The organism is Streptomyces sp. NPDC052682 (assembly GCF_040678435.1).
Lineage (GTDB): Bacteria > Actinomycetota > Actinomycetes > Streptomycetales > Streptomycetaceae > Streptomyces.
In genome coordinates this window covers 17,542-32,849 of record NZ_JBFATS010000022.1, presented here as the reverse complement: position 1 = coordinate 32,849, position 15,308 = coordinate 17,542, and the positions used below count along the sequence as shown (strand labels likewise).

Annotated in this window: 12 protein-coding genes and 1 pseudogene; 6 read left to right on the top strand and 7 right to left on the bottom strand. The window is 76.2% G+C overall.

From position 1 onward, the window contains the following. Positions 1–194: 194 nt before the first annotated feature. Positions 195–509, top strand: a pseudogene (locus AB0K80_RS28890) (LysE family transporter); the annotation flags it as partial. Positions 510–521: 12 nt separating this feature from the next. Here AB0K80_RS28890 and AB0K80_RS28885 read toward each other — a convergent pair. The 3 genes from AB0K80_RS28885 to AB0K80_RS28875 all read right to left on the bottom strand — a co-directional run bounded on the left by AB0K80_RS28885 (position 522) and on the right by AB0K80_RS28875 (position 5,841). Continuing rightward, positions 522–1,646 (bottom strand): winged helix DNA-binding domain-containing protein, encoded by a 1,125-nt coding sequence (locus AB0K80_RS28885; protein ID WP_365674645.1) that lies wholly within the window; start codon positions 1,644–1,646, stop codon positions 522–524. Positions 1,647–1,717: 71 nt separating this feature from the next. Further along, positions 1,718–4,576 (bottom strand): FAD-binding and (Fe-S)-binding domain-containing protein, encoded by a 2,859-nt coding sequence (locus tag AB0K80_RS28880; protein WP_365674643.1) that lies wholly within the window; start codon positions 4,574–4,576, stop codon positions 1,718–1,720. Beyond that, complete coding sequence (locus tag AB0K80_RS28875; protein ID WP_365674641.1) at positions 4,573–5,841, bottom strand: aminotransferase class III-fold pyridoxal phosphate-dependent enzyme; 1,269 nt, start codon at positions 5,839–5,841, stop codon at positions 4,573–4,575. The genes AB0K80_RS28880 and AB0K80_RS28875 overlap by 4 nt, the downstream gene beginning before the upstream one ends. A gap of 254 nt (positions 5,842–6,095) precedes the next feature. On the opposite strand from AB0K80_RS28875, the gene AB0K80_RS28870 reads away from it, so the two are divergent. The 5 genes from AB0K80_RS28870 (at position 6,096) to AB0K80_RS28850 (ending at position 10,512) form a co-directional block, all read left to right on the top strand. Then, positions 6,096–7,766, top strand: a complete 1,671-nt coding sequence (locus AB0K80_RS28870) for a PucR family transcriptional regulator ligand-binding domain-containing protein (protein WP_365674639.1) — start codon at positions 6,096–6,098, stop codon at positions 7,764–7,766. A gap of 109 nt (positions 7,767–7,875) precedes the next feature. Beyond that, positions 7,876–8,094 carry a hypothetical protein gene (locus AB0K80_RS28865; RefSeq protein ID WP_365674637.1) on the top strand — a complete coding sequence of 73 codons (219 nt, stop codon included), beginning with the start codon at positions 7,876–7,878 and terminating at the stop codon, positions 8,092–8,094. A 133-nt stretch (positions 8,095–8,227) separates the two neighbouring features. Then, positions 8,228–9,034, top strand: a complete 807-nt coding sequence (locus AB0K80_RS28860; RefSeq protein WP_365674635.1) for a class I SAM-dependent methyltransferase — start codon at positions 8,228–8,230, stop codon at positions 9,032–9,034. A gap of 212 nt (positions 9,035–9,246) precedes the next feature. Continuing rightward, positions 9,247–10,134 carry a polysaccharide pyruvyl transferase family protein gene (locus tag AB0K80_RS28855; protein ID WP_365674759.1) on the top strand — a complete coding sequence of 296 codons (888 nt, stop codon included), beginning with the start codon at positions 9,247–9,249 and terminating at the stop codon, positions 10,132–10,134. 57 nt (positions 10,135–10,191) lie between these two features. Further along, positions 10,192–10,512 carry a DUF3040 domain-containing protein gene (locus AB0K80_RS28850; protein ID WP_365674633.1) on the top strand — a complete coding sequence of 107 codons (321 nt, stop codon included), beginning with the start codon at positions 10,192–10,194 and terminating at the stop codon, positions 10,510–10,512. 22 nt (positions 10,513–10,534) lie between these two features. On the opposite strand, the gene AB0K80_RS28845 is transcribed toward AB0K80_RS28850, so the two are convergent. The 4 genes from AB0K80_RS28845 to rfaE2 all read right to left on the bottom strand — a co-directional run bounded on the left by AB0K80_RS28845 (position 10,535) and on the right by rfaE2 (position 15,307). Beyond that, positions 10,535–11,431 carry a glycosyltransferase gene (locus tag AB0K80_RS28845; protein ID WP_365674757.1) on the bottom strand — a complete coding sequence of 299 codons (897 nt, stop codon included), beginning with the start codon at positions 11,429–11,431 and terminating at the stop codon, positions 10,535–10,537. Between the two features lie 20 nt (positions 11,432–11,451). Further along, entirely contained in the window at positions 11,452–12,351 is a 900-nt protein-coding gene (locus tag AB0K80_RS28840) for a glycosyltransferase (RefSeq protein ID WP_365674755.1), read from the bottom strand. A 13-nt stretch (positions 12,352–12,364) separates the two neighbouring features. Next, complete coding sequence (locus AB0K80_RS28835) at positions 12,365–13,342, bottom strand: glycosyltransferase family 9 protein (RefSeq protein ID WP_365674631.1); 978 nt, start codon at positions 13,340–13,342, stop codon at positions 12,365–12,367. 570 nt (positions 13,343–13,912) lie between these two features. Then, positions 13,913–15,307, bottom strand: a complete 1,395-nt coding sequence (gene rfaE2 / locus AB0K80_RS28830; RefSeq protein ID WP_365674630.1) for a D-glycero-beta-D-manno-heptose 1-phosphate adenylyltransferase — start codon at positions 15,305–15,307, stop codon at positions 13,913–13,915. Between the last annotated feature and the right edge of the window lies 1 nt (position 15,308).

Genomic DNA, 15,308 nt, shown 5'->3' with positions numbered 1-15,308 from the left:
GGCGGGCCGTTTCCACCCCCCCGGGGGGGGGGGGTTCCCCCGGGGGGGGCGTTCCGGGGGGGGGGGGGGGGCCCCCCCCCCGGCCCCCCCCCCCCCCCCTCTCCATGAGTTGGCGGTCGCGGTCGGCGTCGGCTCGTTGGTCGAGCGGTCGGAAAGGCGGCGCGGATCGGCGCGGCCGCGGCGGGACCGGCGGCCGGGGCGATCTGCGGACCGTCCTGGACGGCGTCCTGGTGGGGGTCACCAATCCCCAGGGCGTGGTGTTCTTCGCGGCCGTCCTGCCCCAGTTCGTGGACCACACGGCCGGGCACGTGGTGGCACAGATGTTGCTCCTGGGGCTGGTGCCGATCTCCATCGGTCTGGTCACCGACACCCTGTGGGGCGTGACCGCGTCGGCGGCCCGCGCCTGGTTCGCCCGGTGCGAGCGGCGGCTGTCGCTGATCGGCGGGGCGGGCGGCTGCACGATGATCGGCCTCGGGGTGACGGTGGCGGTCACGGGCCGCGCCGACTGAGACGCCTCGGCCCTACTGCCGTACGGTGCCGAAGCGGATGTCGTACGAGGACTGCGGGTGCAGCACCGTCAGCAGCCGCTCCCCCTCGGCCAGCACCTCCGCCCGCTGCTGCCCGGTGAGCCGCCCGAACGGCTCGACGACCAGCGCGCCCGCCTCCAGCCGCCACAGCCCGGCCAGGAAACCGTCGACGAGCAGCGTGCAGTGGACCAGGTTGCCCTGCCAGGTGCTGCCCCGGTGCGCGGGCGGGATGACGCGGCTGCGGTCGGCGTGGGAGAGCAGCAGGTTGTCGAACTCGGGCAGGAAGCGCGGCGGGGCCGGGGTGTCCGGGTCGGGGCGGGGCGCGTCCGGGAGGTCGAACAGCTGGGTGCCGTGCTCGTCCCGGAAGGTGAGCAGGTGCGGGCGCAGCCGCTCGAAGGCGTCGCGCAGCCGGGTCAGTCCCGCCCAGGTCTGCATGTCCTTCACGGAGGCCGGGCCGAACGCCGCGAGGTAGCGCAGCACGACCTCGTCCGGTGCGGGGGCCGCCTCGACGGGGCGTCCGAGCCAGTGCTCGGCGGTGGTGAGGGCGACCTGGCCGCTCTTACCCCACAGTCCGCGCGGGGTGACCTGGACCAGGGGCAGCGTGCAGCGGGCGGCGACGGACAGGGCGAGCGGATCGGCGTCGGGCCAGTGCACGCGCAGCGCCTCACGCAGCTGTCTGGGGGTGCGCGGCTCGTCCTCGACGAGGTCACGGGCCAGGGCGGCGAGCCGGTCCAGGTCGACGCCCTCCAGCCCCTTGCGGAAGTTCTTCAGTTCCTGGTCCAGGGCGGGCTGCGCCAGGGGCCGCAGGGTCAGGCAGTCGTCGGCGGTGTGGGTGTGGATCGTCGAGCGCAGGGTGACCATGCGGGCGGCGGCGCGGTCGGCCATCAGCCGGGACAGCGCCTCGGGGGTGAAGCCGTCCAGGCGGGCGGCGAGCGCGTAGTACGGCGGTCTGACGTTCTGCGCCTGCAGGCCGACCAGGTGCGCGACGGCGGCCTCGGCGGACATCGGCGAGCGGCGCAGCAGCAGTTGCCTGGCGAGGGTGGCGCGGTTGAGGGCGCGGGTGCCGAGCACGGGTGCGGCGGCCGTGGCGCTGCCCTGCGACTTGTCGGGCTTCGTCATGTCCCGCACGCTAGCCGGGAATGCGGACAGATACTGTCCGCTTCACTTGTCGGTGCCTGTCGCGCTGACCGTCATGAGGTTCCTCCCGGCCGGTCGGCGGCGGGGTCGAGCAGTTCCGCGAGGTGCAGGGCGCGTACGCCCCGGTCACCGGCGAGGTGGTCGATCTGGGTGGCGCAGCTGAAGCCGTCCGCCACGACGGTCCGTCCGCCGAGCTGGTCCAGGCGGGGCCTCAGGGCCAGGTCGGCGACGGCCAGGGAGGTCTCGTAGTGCTCGGCCTCGAAGCCGAAGTTGCCGGCAAGTCCGCAGCAGCCCTCGGCCTCGTCGACGGTGCGTACGCCGAGGCGGCGCAGCAGGTCGCGTGGGCGGCGGCCGGTGAAGGTGGCGTACTCGTGGCAGTGGGTCTGCAAGACGACGTCGTCCGGCAGGGCGGGCGGGGTCCAGTCCTCGGCCGCGAGGTCGGTCAGGGCACCCGTGAGGGTGTGGACGCGGGCGGCGACGCGCCGGGCGGCGCGGGTGCCGAGGAGTTCGGGCACGTCCCGCTTCAGGGCGGCGGCGCAGCTGGGTTCGGCGACGACGATGGGGCGGTCGTCGCCGTCGTCGAGGCGGGCGACCGTGCGGGCCATGACGCGGCGTGCGACGGACAGCTGGCCGGTGCTGACGCAGGTCAGGCCGCAGCACAGGCCGTCCCGCGCCGTGCAGGGAATCCCGGCGTCGGCCAGGACGCGGCTCGCCGCCCCCGCCACCCCGGGACGGAAGGCCCGAGTGAAGCTGTCCACGAAGAGCAGCGCCTTCGCCGGTTCCTGCGTCCTGGCCGCGCGCAGGACCCTGCGCAGGGCGCGCCGGGAGGCGAAGGCGGGAATCCTGCGCTTGGTCGTCACACCTCCGAGGCGGGCCAGGAGCCGGCCGGCCGGTCCGCGCAGCAGCGCGTTGACGGGCCGGGCGACGTATCCGGCCAGGGCGGAGGTCAGCGGCAGCCAGCCCAGCGAGTAGTGGGAGCGGGGCCGGATGCGCCCCTTGTAGTGCTGGTGCAGGAACTCCGCCTTGTAGGTGGCCATGTCGACACCGACCGGGCAGTCGGAGGAGCACGCCTTGCAGGACAGGCACAGGTCGAGGGCGTCGCGGACCTCGGTGGAGCGCCAGCCGTCCTGAAGCGCTTCACCGCGGACCATTTCCTGCAGCAGGCGGGCCCGGCCCCGGGTGGAGGCGTGCTCCTCCCCCGTCGCGCGGTAGCTGGGGCACATCACCCCGCCCACGTCGCTGCGGCAGCGGCCGACCCCGACGCAGCGGCGTACGGCGCCCGTGAAGCCGCCCTCGTCGTGCGGGAAGCGGAACTCCGTGTCCACGAGCGGCAGTTCGCGCACCGCCAGGTCGGCGTCGAGGGACGCCGGGGCCACGATGACACCGGGGTTGAGCAGCCCGTCGGGGTCGAGGATCTCCTTGAAGCGGGCGAAGACCCGGAGGAGGCGGTGGCTGTACATGACCTGGAGCAGCTCGCCGCGCGCCCGGCCGTCGCCGTGCTCACCGGACAGGGAGCCGCCGTGCTCGACGACGAGCGCGGCGGCCTCGGACAGGAAGCGGCGCATGGCGGCCCGGCCGGTGTCCGTGGCGAGGTCGAAGTCGATGCGTACGTGGACGCAGCCGGCGCCGAAGTGCCCGTACAGCACCCCGGTCAGCCGGTGGGAGGCCAGCAGCTCGCGGAAGTCCCGCAGGTAGGCGGCGAGGTTCTCGGGCGCGACGGCCGCGTCCTCCCAGCCGGGCCAGGACTCCCCGCCGTCCACCAGCCGGGCGGCCAGCCCGGCCCCGTCCTCGCGCACCCGCCACAGCGAGCGCCGCTCGGCCGCGCTGTCCACGACCCGCCCGCCGGTCATCCGGCCCCGGGCCTTGAGCACGTCCAGCAGTTCCGCGGCGCGGGCCCGCACCGCACCCTCGTCGTCACCGTCCAGCTCGACGTACAGCCAGGCGCGCCCGTCGGGCAGTCCGGTGACCGAGTCCGGGCCGCGGCGGGCGCGCATGGTGGCGACGATCGCCTCGTCCATGCCCTCCACGGCGGTGGGGTTCCAGCGCAGGATCTCCGGCACGTCCTCGGCGGCGTCGACGACGTCGTCGTAGCCGAGGGTCAGCAGCGCGGAAGCCTGTGCGGTCGCCACGAGGCGGACCGTCGCCGCGGTGACGACCGCACAGGTGCCCTCGGTGCCCACCAGCCCGCGGGCCATGTCGAAGCCGTGCTCGGGCAGCAGGTGGTGCAGCTGGTAGCCGGAGACCTGGCGCGGGACGCGGCCCAGCTCGGTGCGGATCGGTTCCAGGTTGTCCTCGACCAGCCGCCGCACCCGCGCCGCGAGGCGGGCGACGTGCTGCGCGTCCCGGGGGTCGGCCGCGTGCAGCCCGGTGCGGTCGGCGACCGCCCGCACCCCGTCGGCCGTCACGATCTCCAGCGCCTCGATGTGGCCGCTGGTCCGCCCGTGGCGCACCGACCGGTTCCCGCAGGCGTCGTTGCCGATCATGCCGCCGAGGGTGCAGCGGCTGTGCGAGGAGGGGTCGGGGCCGAAGGTCAGGCCGTGCAGAGCGGTCGCGCTGCGCAGCGCGTCCAGCACCACTCCGGCCTCGACGCGCGCGGTGCGCGCCGACGGGTCGATGTCCAGGATGCGGTTCATGTACCGGGAGAAGTCCAGGACCACGCCCGGCCCTACCGCGTTGCCCGCCATGCTGGTGCCGCCGCCGCGCGCGGTGACCGGGACGCCCGCCTCGCGACAGGCGCGCAGCACCGCGGCCACGTCGCCGGCGCCGCGGGGGAAGACCACGGCCCGCGGCGCGACCCGGTAATTGGAGGCGTCGTAGGCGTACGGTCCGGTCGGGCCCGGACCCGTCTCGACCCGCAGGCCGGGAGCGGTCTCGGCGAGCCGGGCGACGAGGGAGGCCAGGTCGCCGCTCATGGCCGCACCGCTCCCGAGGTGCCCGCTTCCACCGCGGTCGCCCAGGCCTGGAGTCCCTCGTCCACCGCCGTGTCGTCGATGACGAGCGCCGGGATCATCCGCACGACCTGGTTCCAGGCCCCGCACAGCAGCAGGAGCAGGCCCTCGTCGACGGCGGCGCGCTGCACCCGGGCGGCGGTCTCGGGGTCGGGGCTGCCGTCCTCCTTGACGAACTCGGTGGCCAGCATCAGCCCGAGGCCCCGCACGTCCCCGATGCCGGGCGTGCGGTCGGCCACCGCCTCCAGGCCCTGGCGCAGCCGCTTGCCCATCGCCTCGGCGTTCTCGACCAGCCGCTCGTCGCGTACGACGTCCAGGGTGGCGCAGGCGGCGGCGCAGGCGACGGCGTTGGCGCCGTACGTACCGCCCTGGGAGCCCGGCCACGCCTTGGCCATCAGTTCCTCGGAGGCGGCGATGCCGGACAGCGGGAAGCCGCTGGCCAGGCCCTTGGCGGTGACGAGGATGTCGGGCGTGACGCCGAAGTGGTCGTGGCCCCAGAAACGGCCGGTGCGGCCGACGCCGGTCTGCACCTCGTCGAAGATCAGCAGGAAGCCGTGCCGGTCGGCGCGCTCGCGCAGGCCCTGAAGGAAGGCGCGGGTGGCGGGCACGTAGCCGCCCTCCCCGAGCACCGGCTCGACGATGATCGCGGCCGTGTCGGCGGGCGAGGAGATCGTCTGGAGCGTGTAGTCCAGCTCCTTCAGGGCGAAGCGGGTCGCGGTCTCCTCGTCCCAGCCGTAGCGGTAGGCCGAGGGGAAGGGGGTGACGACCACGCCGCTCATCAGCGGGGAGAAACCCGAGCGGAAGCGGGTGCCGGAGGTGGTCATGGAGGCCGCGGCCACCGTACGGCCGTGGAAGCCGCCGTGGCAGACGAGGACGTTCGGCCGGCCGGTGGCCTGGCGGGCCAGCCGCAGCGCGGCCTCCACGGCCTCGCTGCCGGAGTTGGTGAAGAACAGACTGTCCAGCCCGGCCGGCAGCACCTCGCCGAGCTTGTCGACGAGCCGGCGCAGCGGCTGGTGCATGACCGTCGTGTACTGGCCGTGCACGAGCGTGCCGACCTGCTCCTGCGCCGCCGCCACGACCCTGGGGTGGCAGTGCCCGGTGCTGGTGACGCCGATGCCGGCGGTGAAGTCGAGGTAGCGGCGGCCGTCCTCGCCGTAGAGGTGGACGCCCTCGCCCCGGACCGCCACCACGGGCGTGGCCTGGCGAAGGTGCGGCGACAGTGCGGTCATGGTCGTCTCCCGGCCGAGTCGTGAAGGGATGGATGTGCTGCTCCGGTGTCCCGAGCGTCCCGGCCGCCGGGCGGGGCGGCAACGCGTGATCTGTCAGGCGCCGGCCCCGGCTCTGGGCGTTGTGTCAGACGCGGGCGGCCGGCCCCGCCAGGTGGGAGACCTCTTGCGCAGGTCAGCGCCGCTTGTCAGAGTGACCGGGCACTCCCCCGGGCTCTCCGCTCCGTGCGAGGGGAGGGGCACCGCAGGGAGACACCGTGAACGACACCCACCCGGCATCCCCCGGGCACGCCCGCCCGCTCACCGTCGCCGACGTCCTGGCCCTTCCCGTCCTGGCCGCCGGACAGCCCCAGGTCGTCACCGGCCCGGCCGGCCTCGACCGCCCGGTCCGGTGGGTCCACATCACCGAGCTGACCGACCCCGCCTCCTTCCTCAAGGGCGGCGAGCTCGTCCTGACCACCGGCATGCCCCTGCCGGAGGAGCCGGCCGGCGTCCGCCGCTACGTCGAGGAACTCGCCGGCATCGGGGCGGCGGCCCTGGTCATCGAGCTGGTACGCCGCTACCACCGCCCGCCCGACGCCCTGGTCCACGCCTGCCGGGCCCGGGGCCTGCCCCTCGTCACCCTGGCCAAGGACGTCAACTTCCTGGAGGTCACCCAGGTCGTGCACGCCCTGATCCTCGGCAACCAGGCGGAGGCGATGCGCCGGACCCAGCAGATCCACGAGGCGTTCACCGCCCTGACCCTGCGCGGGGCCGGGCCGGTGGACGTGGTGCGCGCCGCGGCCGAGATGAGCGGGCACACGGTCGTCCTGGAGAATCTGGTGCACCAGGCGCTGATCTGCGAGCCGTCCGGTGACCCGGTCGAAAAGGCGCTCACCGGCTGGGAACAGCGCTCCCGGGCCACTCCCGCGGTCGGGCACACGGGTGTCTGCGGCCCCGAGGGGTGGCTGGTGGCGCCGGTGGAGTACCAGGGCGAACGCTGGGGCCGAGTGGCGATGCTCCCGGGCCCGGCCGGGTCGGTCGACTCGTCCGGCCCGCCCCGCCCGTCCGGCCCGTCAGGCCCGTCGTCCTTCGGCCCCGAGGACGTCACGGTGCTGGAGAGGACCGCGATGGCGCTGACCATCGCCCGTCTCATCCACCCCGCCCCCTGGGAACGCACCGCCCACCGCGACGTCCTGCGCGACCTGGTCGGGCAGCGCCACCGCTCCCCCGCGGACGCCGACGCCCGGGTCGCCGCACTGGGCCTGCCCACGCAGGACGCCCGCTTCGTCGCCGTCCTCGCGGACGTCCCGCGCGAGGACGACTCCATGAAGGCCGAGGCGTTCCTCGCCGGGGAACTGGCGGCCAGGGGAACGCACGCCCTCGTCGGGCTGCTCGGCCCCGCCCGCCTCGGCATCCTGCTGTCCCTGCGCCCCGGCCGGCCGTGGCGGCCCGTGGTCGAGCAGCTGAGCCGCGCCGTCCTCGGGCTGGTACCGGGGACGACGGTGTGCGCGGGCGGCGAGGCGACGGACCTGCCCGGCGTCGCCCGCTCCTTCCGCGAGGCCATGCGCGTCGCGGAAGCCACCGAGCCCGGTCAGCCGCCGCCACCGGGACGCTCGTACCACGAACGGTCCGACATCGGCCTGCGCCGCCTGCTGTTCGCGCTCCGCGAGGACACCCGCGTCCAGGACTACGCAGAACGGCAGCTCGGCCGGCTGGTCGACCACGACACCCGCCACGGCACCGACCTGGTGACCACCCTGCGCCACTACCTGGACGCCGCCGGCAACAAGACGGTGGCCGCCCGCCAGGGCGGCGTGTCCCGGGAAACCGTCTACCAGCGTCTGCGCACCATCGAGCGGATCCTCGACTGCGACCTGGAATCCGGCGCACAGCGCACGGAGTTGCACGTCGCCCTGACCGCGTTCGACGTCCTGCGGACACGCTGAACGCGACGGCGGTGTGCCCGAATCGTCACCTGTCCTTCACATACGTGTCATGCATCAGCCCTCCGCCTCTGAGCACCCGTAGGGGTGTCTCCTGGCCGAGGGGTCCGCCATGATCTACGTTGCCGTACTGCTGCTGCCGTTCCTCAGCGTCCTGCTGCTGCTCGTGGACCGCATAGAGGACCGTCTGTTCGAGCCCGTCGCCGCCAAGGGGCGGCACGCCGCGCGCAAGCGGCACCTGCGTCTGCTGCCGGGCGGCCGGCAGGACGAGGAGCCCGCCCGGGGACGGGCGGCCGTCGAGGGCGACGCGCCACGGGAACGGGCCGCCTGAACCGCCCCGCCCGCCCTCGGTCGGGTACGCCCTGCTCCGACCCGGGCACCCCGGCCCCGGCCGTGCCCGGAACTCCACGGGAGCCTCGGCCGTTGCGCGCACAAGGGGCGGTTCGGCTGAGGGGGAGATGGGGATGACCGGACGTCAGGGCACGATCGGAGACGTCTTCAGCGCGGGCGCGCAGGAGTTCCACCAGTGGTCGCCGGCGCTGTGGGACCCGGTCGGCGAGGCCACGGCGGCCGCGGCCGGACCCGCGCCCGGCGAGTCGGTGCTGGACGCCTGCTGCGGGGCCGGCGCCTCGGCCCTGCCGGCGGCGCGAGCGGTCGGCCCGCGAGGCCGGGTGGACGCGGTCGACCTGGCCGGCGCGCTGCTGGAGATCGGCGAGCGCCGGGCCGCCGACCAGGGGCTGGCGAACATCCGATTCCACCGGCACGAGGTCACCTCCTGGCCCCGCTCCGGCTACGACGTGGTGCAGTGCGCGCTCGGCGTGTTCTTCTTCCCCGACATGGACCGGGACACCACCGCGCTGACGCGCCTGCTGCGCCCCGGCGGGCGGCTCGTGGTGACGGTGTGGGAGAGGGGGGCGCTCGGCGGCTGGTGGGCGGCGTTCAGGGCCGCGGTCGAGACGGAGCGGACCTGGCCGGACGCGCCGCAGGCACGGCAACTGGCCCGCGTCGACACGGCCGACAGCCTGGCGGCGTGGCTGGCACACCTGGGCGGGACCGGGCCGCGGGTCGCCCGGCACCGCTTCGACACCCCCCTGACGCCCGGTACGGCCTGGGACCTCGCCGTGGGCAGCGGCACCCGCGGCCTGCTCACCGGCCTGTCCCCGGCCGCGGTGGAACGCGTCCGAGCGGAGTTCACCGCGCGTCTGGCGGCCGCGGACGTCACCGACCTGGACGCACGCGTCCTGACGGGCATGGCACGGTTCTCCGTCTGATTACGGAGGCCCCTGGTGCCGGAGCCGTGCAAAGCGTTGACGGCGCTTTACCGACGCCACGTTCTACGCACAGTGACGAACCACTGCCGCATAACAGGTCATATGCACTGATTGCGTGCGCCGTGGCGGGGCACTCCGGCACTGTGCACACACATGGGCAGACACCGCAGACACAGCACACCCGACCGCGGGTACGGCCGCGGCGGGTGTTGCTGACCGGGTGGTTCAGCTTCCGGGACGGGGAGGCGACCGCCGGGGACGTGCTGGCGCTGCGCCGGGTGGAGGACGTGCTGCGGGGCACGGGCGTCCCCTACGACGTCGCCTGGAGCCCGGGGTTCCTGCCGGAGGCCCTGCATCTGGACCGCGTACGGCCCGGGGACTACTCGCACCTGGTGTTCGTGTGCGGGCCGCTGCACGGGCCGCAGGTGGAGGAGCTGCACCGGCGGTTCGCGCACTGTGTGCGGATCGCCGTCGGCACCTCCGTGATCGACCCGGACAGTGCGGCCGTCACCGGCTTCCACCGGGTGCTGCCGCGGGACGCGCCGGACCGGGAGCCGGTGGAGGACCTGGCGGCGCGCGCCCCGGCCGTGCCCGCCCGGCCCGTCGTCGGGGTGATCCTCACGTACGGTCAGCACGAGTACGGGGAGCAGCGGCGGCACGGCCAGGTCGCGGAGCAGGTGACGCGCTGGCTGGCCGGCAAGGACTGTGCCCGGCTGGAGCTGGAGACCCGGCTGGACACCCACGACTGGCACCTGAGCGCCACGCCGGCGCAGCTGCAGTCGGTGCTGGCCCGGCTGGACCTGGTGGTCACCGACCGGCTGCACGGGCTGGTGCTCGCGCTGCGGGTCGGTACGCCGGTGCTCGCCGTCGACCCGGTCGCGGGCGGCGCGAAGGTGAGCGCGCAGGCCCGGGCCTGCGGCTGGCCGGCGGTGGTGGCCGCCGAGCGGCTGGACACGGCCCGGCTGGACCGCTGGTGGGACTGGTGCCTGACCGGCGGGCGGGTGACCGCCCGGCAGATCCGGGACGCCTTCCAGGAGGGCACGGTGCCGGACAGCGCGGACCGGCTCGTCGAGGCCCTGGCGCTGCGGCCGGCCGGTTAGCGCGCGATACACGCGGGGCACCCGGTGTGGTGTCGGGCCGCCCCGGAAGGAGAGACAGTGTCCATCAGCCGCCTCCCCGAACACGAACAGCGCATCCTCGACGAGATGGAACGGGCCCTGCGCCGCGACCGCCGCCTGGACCGGCAGTTGCGCACGCTCCGGCCGAGCCGCCGTCCCGACCCGACGCGCCTGCTGATCCGCATCGCCGCGTACGCGCCCCGGGCGCGGACCGTGGCCGCCCTGCTCGCCGTGTCGGTCGCCCTGCTGGTCGCCGGGATCGTCACCGCACAGCCGGCGGTGATCTGGGCGTTCGCCGCCGTGTGGCCGCCGACGCTGTACGCGGCGTTCCGGCTGCTGTGCCGGTGGACGGAACGCTGAGCGTGCGCCCCCGCAAGGGGGATCAGCCGGTGTAGCGGCGGGCCCTGGACGCGCGCTGGGCGGGCTCCAGCAGGCGCAGGCGTGACTCGACCTCCGGCGGAACGACCCGGCGTTCGCGCAGGATCCACGGCAGGGCGGCCGCCGCCTCGGCGAAGCCGCGCAGGGAGGCGGTGTCGCGCGGGACCGTGCGGGCCAGGTTCAGGGTGCGCCGCAGCGCGGAGCCGGCGGGGCGGCGCAGCCAGGTGTACCACAGGGTGTTGCGGATGCCGTGTGTGCGCCGCAGCGTGGCGTCCCGGGCGGCCGACGGCTGGTGGTGGACGGTCAGGTGGTCGGCGTACGTCAGCCACCAGCCGTCGGCCGCCAGGTCGGTGGCGAGCAGCTCCTCCTCGCCGCCCAGCCACAGCCGGGGATGGAAGCCGCCGGCGGTCCGGAACGCCCCGGTGCGCAGGACGGTCGCGGCGGCCAGGAACGAGCCGAGCGCCGGGCCGGGCATCCAGCTGGGGCCCGGCACGGGCGAGTTGCGCAGTTCCGCGACGATGGGGTCCTCGGTGCCGTCGGGTTCCACGACGATCCGGGCCGTGACCGAGGCCAGCGCCGGATGCCGGTCCAGCAGGTCGGCGGCCCCGGACAGGGAGCCGGGCGCCCACCAGGAGTCGTCGTCGCAGAACGCGATGTACGGCGTACGGGCCTCGCGGACCGCCAGGTTGCGGCCGACGGCGCCGAGGTTGCGGCAGGGCCGCAGCAGCCGTACCTGCGGGTGCCGGCGGGCGACGGCGTCGGCCGTGCCGTCGGTGGAGCCGTTGTCGGTGACGATCACCGGGGGTTTCTCGGGCAGCTCGGCGAGCCGGTCCAGGGTGCGCAGGAGTTCGTCGCGGCGGTTGTGGGTGATGACGACGACGGTGGTGCGGGGGTCGGGCACGGCGGGCGTCGGGGGGTCGGTCATGCGTGCGCTCCGTCCAGCAGGCGGGCGGCCCGCTCGACGTGCGGGGGCAGGGGCCTGCGGGCGCGCAGGGCGGCGGGCAGGCGGGCGAGTGCCTCGCGCAGGGCGCGCCGGGCGGTGCGGTCGTGCAGCGCCTCGGCCACCAGGTCGCGGGTGCGGGCGAGCGCGTACGGCACGGGGCGGCGCAGCCAGGCGGTGAGCAGTGCGTTGCGGCGCTGGGCGGCCGGGCGGCCGGCGCGGGGCACGGGCGCCGGGTGGTGGTGGGCGACCACGTCGGGGCAGTGGGTGACGCCCCAGCCGCGGGCGGCCAGGTCGTAGGCGAGCAGGGTCTCCTCGCCGCCGAAGAACAGCACCGGGTGGAAGCCGCCCGCGTCCAGGTAGGCGCCGCGGCGCACGACGGAGGCGCAGGCGAGGAAGCCGAGCACCTGGATGCCGGGCAGGTCGGAGGCCGGGCCGAGGGGCGATGCGGCGAGCACGGCGTTGAGCGGGTCGTCCTCCTCGTCGGGGCCCACCAGGGTGCGGGCCGCGATCAGGCCGAGCCGCGGGTACTCCTCGAACAGCCGGACGGCGGTGCTCAGGGCGCCGGGTGCCCACCAGGAGTCGTCGTCGCTGAACGCCACGTACGGGGTGCGCAGGGCGCGGGCGCCGTGGTTGCGGGCGAGGGCGCCCCGGTTGAACGGCAGCGCGAGCACCCGCACCTGGGGGAACTCGCGGGCGACCATGGCCCGGGTGCCGTCGGTGGAGGCGTTGTCCGCGACCAGGATCTCCGGACGCTCGGGGAGGGCGAGGAGGTGGCGGAGGGTGACGGCGAGCCGGTCGGCGCGGTTGCGGGTGGCGATGACGACACCGACGGGGCCGCGCTCGCCGCGGTCCTCGCGCTCCAAGGGGTGGGGGTCCATGTCGTTCACGGCGTCAGGGGGCCGGGATCTCGTCGAGGGCCGTCAGGACGTCGTCGGTGGTGATGCGCAGCAGCGCCGGGTCGGTGGCCCGGCCGTGCGGGTCGCCCTCCTGGCCGTACCACAGCGCGCGGTGCCGGGGGTGCGGGGGCGGGCCCCAGCGGCTCGGGGCGACCGGGCCGAAGAGCGTGACGGTCGGCGTGGCGTGGGCGACCGCCAGGTGGGCGATGCCGGTGTCTCCGCTGACCACGGCGTGGGCGCCGGCGACCAGGGCGGAGAGCCGGCCGAAGGGCAGGCCGCCGCCGAAGACGTCGGTGCCGGGCAGACCGGCCCGCTCGGCGAGCCGGGCCACCAGGTCGCCCTCGTCCGCTCCCCCGGTCACCACCACGCGCCGGCCGCGCGCACGCAGCCGCGCCGCGACGGCCGCGTACCGCTCGAGGGGCCAGCAGCGGGCGGGCGCCCCCGCCCCCGGGTGCAGGACGACGGCGCCGGGCGCCGGGGAGGGGCCTGCCGGACGGGGCAGGCGCAGGTCGCCTGGGTCGGCGTCGACGCCGTAGAACCGCAGCAGCCGGCACCAGCGGTCCCGCTCGTGTTCCTCGGCGTACCAGGGCGGGCCGTCGATCTCCGGGGTGCCGGGGTGCGCGAAGGCGAAGAGCCTGAGGGGGCGCAGTGCCATGAGGAGACGGTGGCTGGGGGGCCCGTTGCCGTGCAGGTCCACGGCGATGTCGGGGGGCGGGCCGGTCCAGTCGAGCTTCTCGGGCACGGCCCGGCCGGGCGCGCAGGCGGGCAGCAGCCGGTCCACGGCCCCGGTGGCCGCCGCGACCGGCTCCAGCTCGGCGGGCGCGGCCAGCACCAGCTCGTGGTCGGGGAAGGTCCGCCGCAGCCCGCGCAGGGCGGGCACACCCGCGAGCAGGTCACCGAGCCCGAGGGCACGCAGCACCAGGATCCGGGGCCGTCCCCCGGACCCGCGCTCCGCCTCGCTGCGCTCACCCATGCCAGCAGCGTGCCCCGCCCCCGGGGCCACCGCCGCCCGGGAGGGGCCCATCGGGTGCGTCCCGCCCGCGACGGCGTCCCGTCCCTCAGACCGGACAGGCTCGGCGAAGGCGTCCCGTCCCTCAGACCGGACAGGCTCGGCGAAGGCGTCCTGTCCCCCAGGCCGGACAGGTCCCGGCACAGGATCCGCCCCGCCGTCGGCCCCGGGCTCCCGGCGCCTCAGCGCGGGAGGGGGCCACCCGGCCGCCGGGACGGACCGGGACACGGGGTCACGCTCCCCCACCGGCACGCGCCCGGCCCCGTTCCCCCGCCGGGCCACGGGGGGCGCCCCGGGCGGACCCGCCGGGTCGGCCATGCCTCCGGTACCTGCCGGGGGTCCCGACACGGGATCGCTTTCCCTCACCGGCCCGTGCCCGGGCGCGCGCCCGCCGCGCCGCCGCGGGCGGGCCGGACGGGCCTGCCAGGCCTCCGGTACCTGCCAGGGATCCCGACACGGGATCGCTCGTCCCCACCGGCCCGTGCCCGGGTCCGGCCGGCCCGGGCGTGAGAGGCCCGGGCGTGACCGGAGCCCTCATCGCGCCCCCTCCGCCGCGCGTTCCATCAGGGCCGTCGACGAGCGGCCGTCGAGGTACGGCAGGAGCACCGCCTGGCCGTCCCACTCCTGGAGCAGGGCCGCCTCGGGCAGGTCGGCGGCGGCGTAGTCGCCGCCCTTGACCCAGACGTCGGGGCGCAGGTCGGCCAGCAGGCGTTCGGGGGTGTCCTCGTCGAAGACGGCGACGGCGTCGACGCAGGCCAGCGCGCGCAGCACACGGACCCGGTCGGCGAGCGGGTTGACCGGGCGGCCCGGTCCCTTGCGGCGCTGTACGGAGGCGTCGGAGTTGACACAGACCACCAGGCAGTCGCCGAGCCGGCGGGCCGCCTGGAGCAGCCCGACGTGGCCGGCGTGCAGCAGGTCGAAGCAGCCGCCCGCGGCGACCACGGTGCCACCGGCGGCGCGGACTCGGGCGGCCAGGCCGAAGGGGTCGTCCCCGTCCGGCGGCGGGTGCGGCGCGGCGTCCGCGCGGGGCACCGCGGCGGCGCCTCCGGCGGCGACGAACCCGGTCGCGGCGGCGACGGCGCCCTCGACGGCCTCGCCCACCAGCGCGCCGTCGGCGAGCAGCCCGGCCGCCGTCGCGGCGAACCGGTCCCCGGCCCCGCAGCTGTCGCCGGGGTGGGCGGCGGGGGCGGGCACCAGCAGCGGGTGTGCGCCGTACGACAGCAGGGCGCCGCGCGAGCCGAGGGTGACCGCGACGGCGGCGGCCCGCCACCGCCGTACCAGCGCGGCGGCGCTGTGGGCGGCGGCGTGCAGGTCGCGGCCGCGGGCGCGGTCCTGCGGGGCGAGGGCGTGGGCCTCCTTCTCCGCGGGGGTGACCAGGCGGGTGCCGTGGACCGGCGGGCCGCCGCGCGGGTGCGGGTCCCAGACCAGGGGCGGGCGCTCGGCCAGGACGTCACGCAGGGCGTCGGCGGTGCCGCGGCCGTAGTCGGACACCAGGACGGCGGGCGCGGTGCGGACGGCCTCGCGGGCCGCGTCGGTGGCTTCACGGGTGCGTCCGGCGCCCCGGTCCAGGCGGACCACGGGCCGGTCCTGCGCCAGCACCCGGGTCTTCTCCGACAGCGGCCCGGTCAGCGGCAGCGGGATCAGCCGCACCCAGGGCTCCAGCAGCCGCCGCAGCTCACGGCTGGCCGGGTCGTCGCCGACCCCGGCGACCAGGGTGACGTCGCGGCCGTCGCGGGCCGCGAGGTACGCGGCGAGCGCGGCGCCGCCGGGCCGGGTGTGCTCCCCGAGGTCGTCGACGACCGGTACGGGCGCGTCGGGCGCGAGCCGTTCGGCGCGGCCGGTCAGGTCGCGGTCGAGCAGTGCGTCGCCGACCACCAGCAGCGGTGCCCTGCCCCGGGCCTCGGTGCCCCGCGCTCGACCGCCCTTCATG

Excerpts from the sequence above, each read along its gene's own strand:
- AB0K80_RS28885 (WP_365674645.1), bottom strand. The coding sequence starts at position 1,646 with ATGACGAAGCCCGACAAGTCGCAGGGCAGCGCCACGGCCGCCGCACCC.
- AB0K80_RS28880 (WP_365674643.1), bottom strand. The coding sequence starts at position 4,576 with ATGAGCGGCGACCTGGCCTCCCTCGTCGCCCGGCTCGCCGAGACCGCT.
- AB0K80_RS28875 (WP_365674641.1), bottom strand. The coding sequence starts at position 5,841 with ATGACCGCACTGTCGCCGCACCTTCGCCAGGCCACGCCCGTGGTGGCG.
- AB0K80_RS28865 (WP_365674637.1), top strand. The coding sequence starts at position 7,876 with ATGATCTACGTTGCCGTACTGCTGCTGCCGTTCCTCAGCGTCCTGCTG.
- AB0K80_RS28860 (WP_365674635.1), top strand. The coding sequence starts at position 8,228 with ATGACCGGACGTCAGGGCACGATCGGAGACGTCTTCAGCGCGGGCGCG.
- AB0K80_RS28840 (WP_365674755.1), bottom strand. The coding sequence starts at position 12,351 with ATGGACCCCCACCCCTTGGAGCGCGAGGACCGCGGCGAGCGCGGCCCC.
- AB0K80_RS28835 (WP_365674631.1), bottom strand. The coding sequence starts at position 13,342 with ATGGGTGAGCGCAGCGAGGCGGAGCGCGGGTCCGGGGGACGGCCCCGG.
- rfaE2 (WP_365674630.1), bottom strand. The coding sequence starts at position 15,307 with ATGAAGGGCGGTCGAGCGCGGGGCACCGAGGCCCGGGGCAGGGCACCG.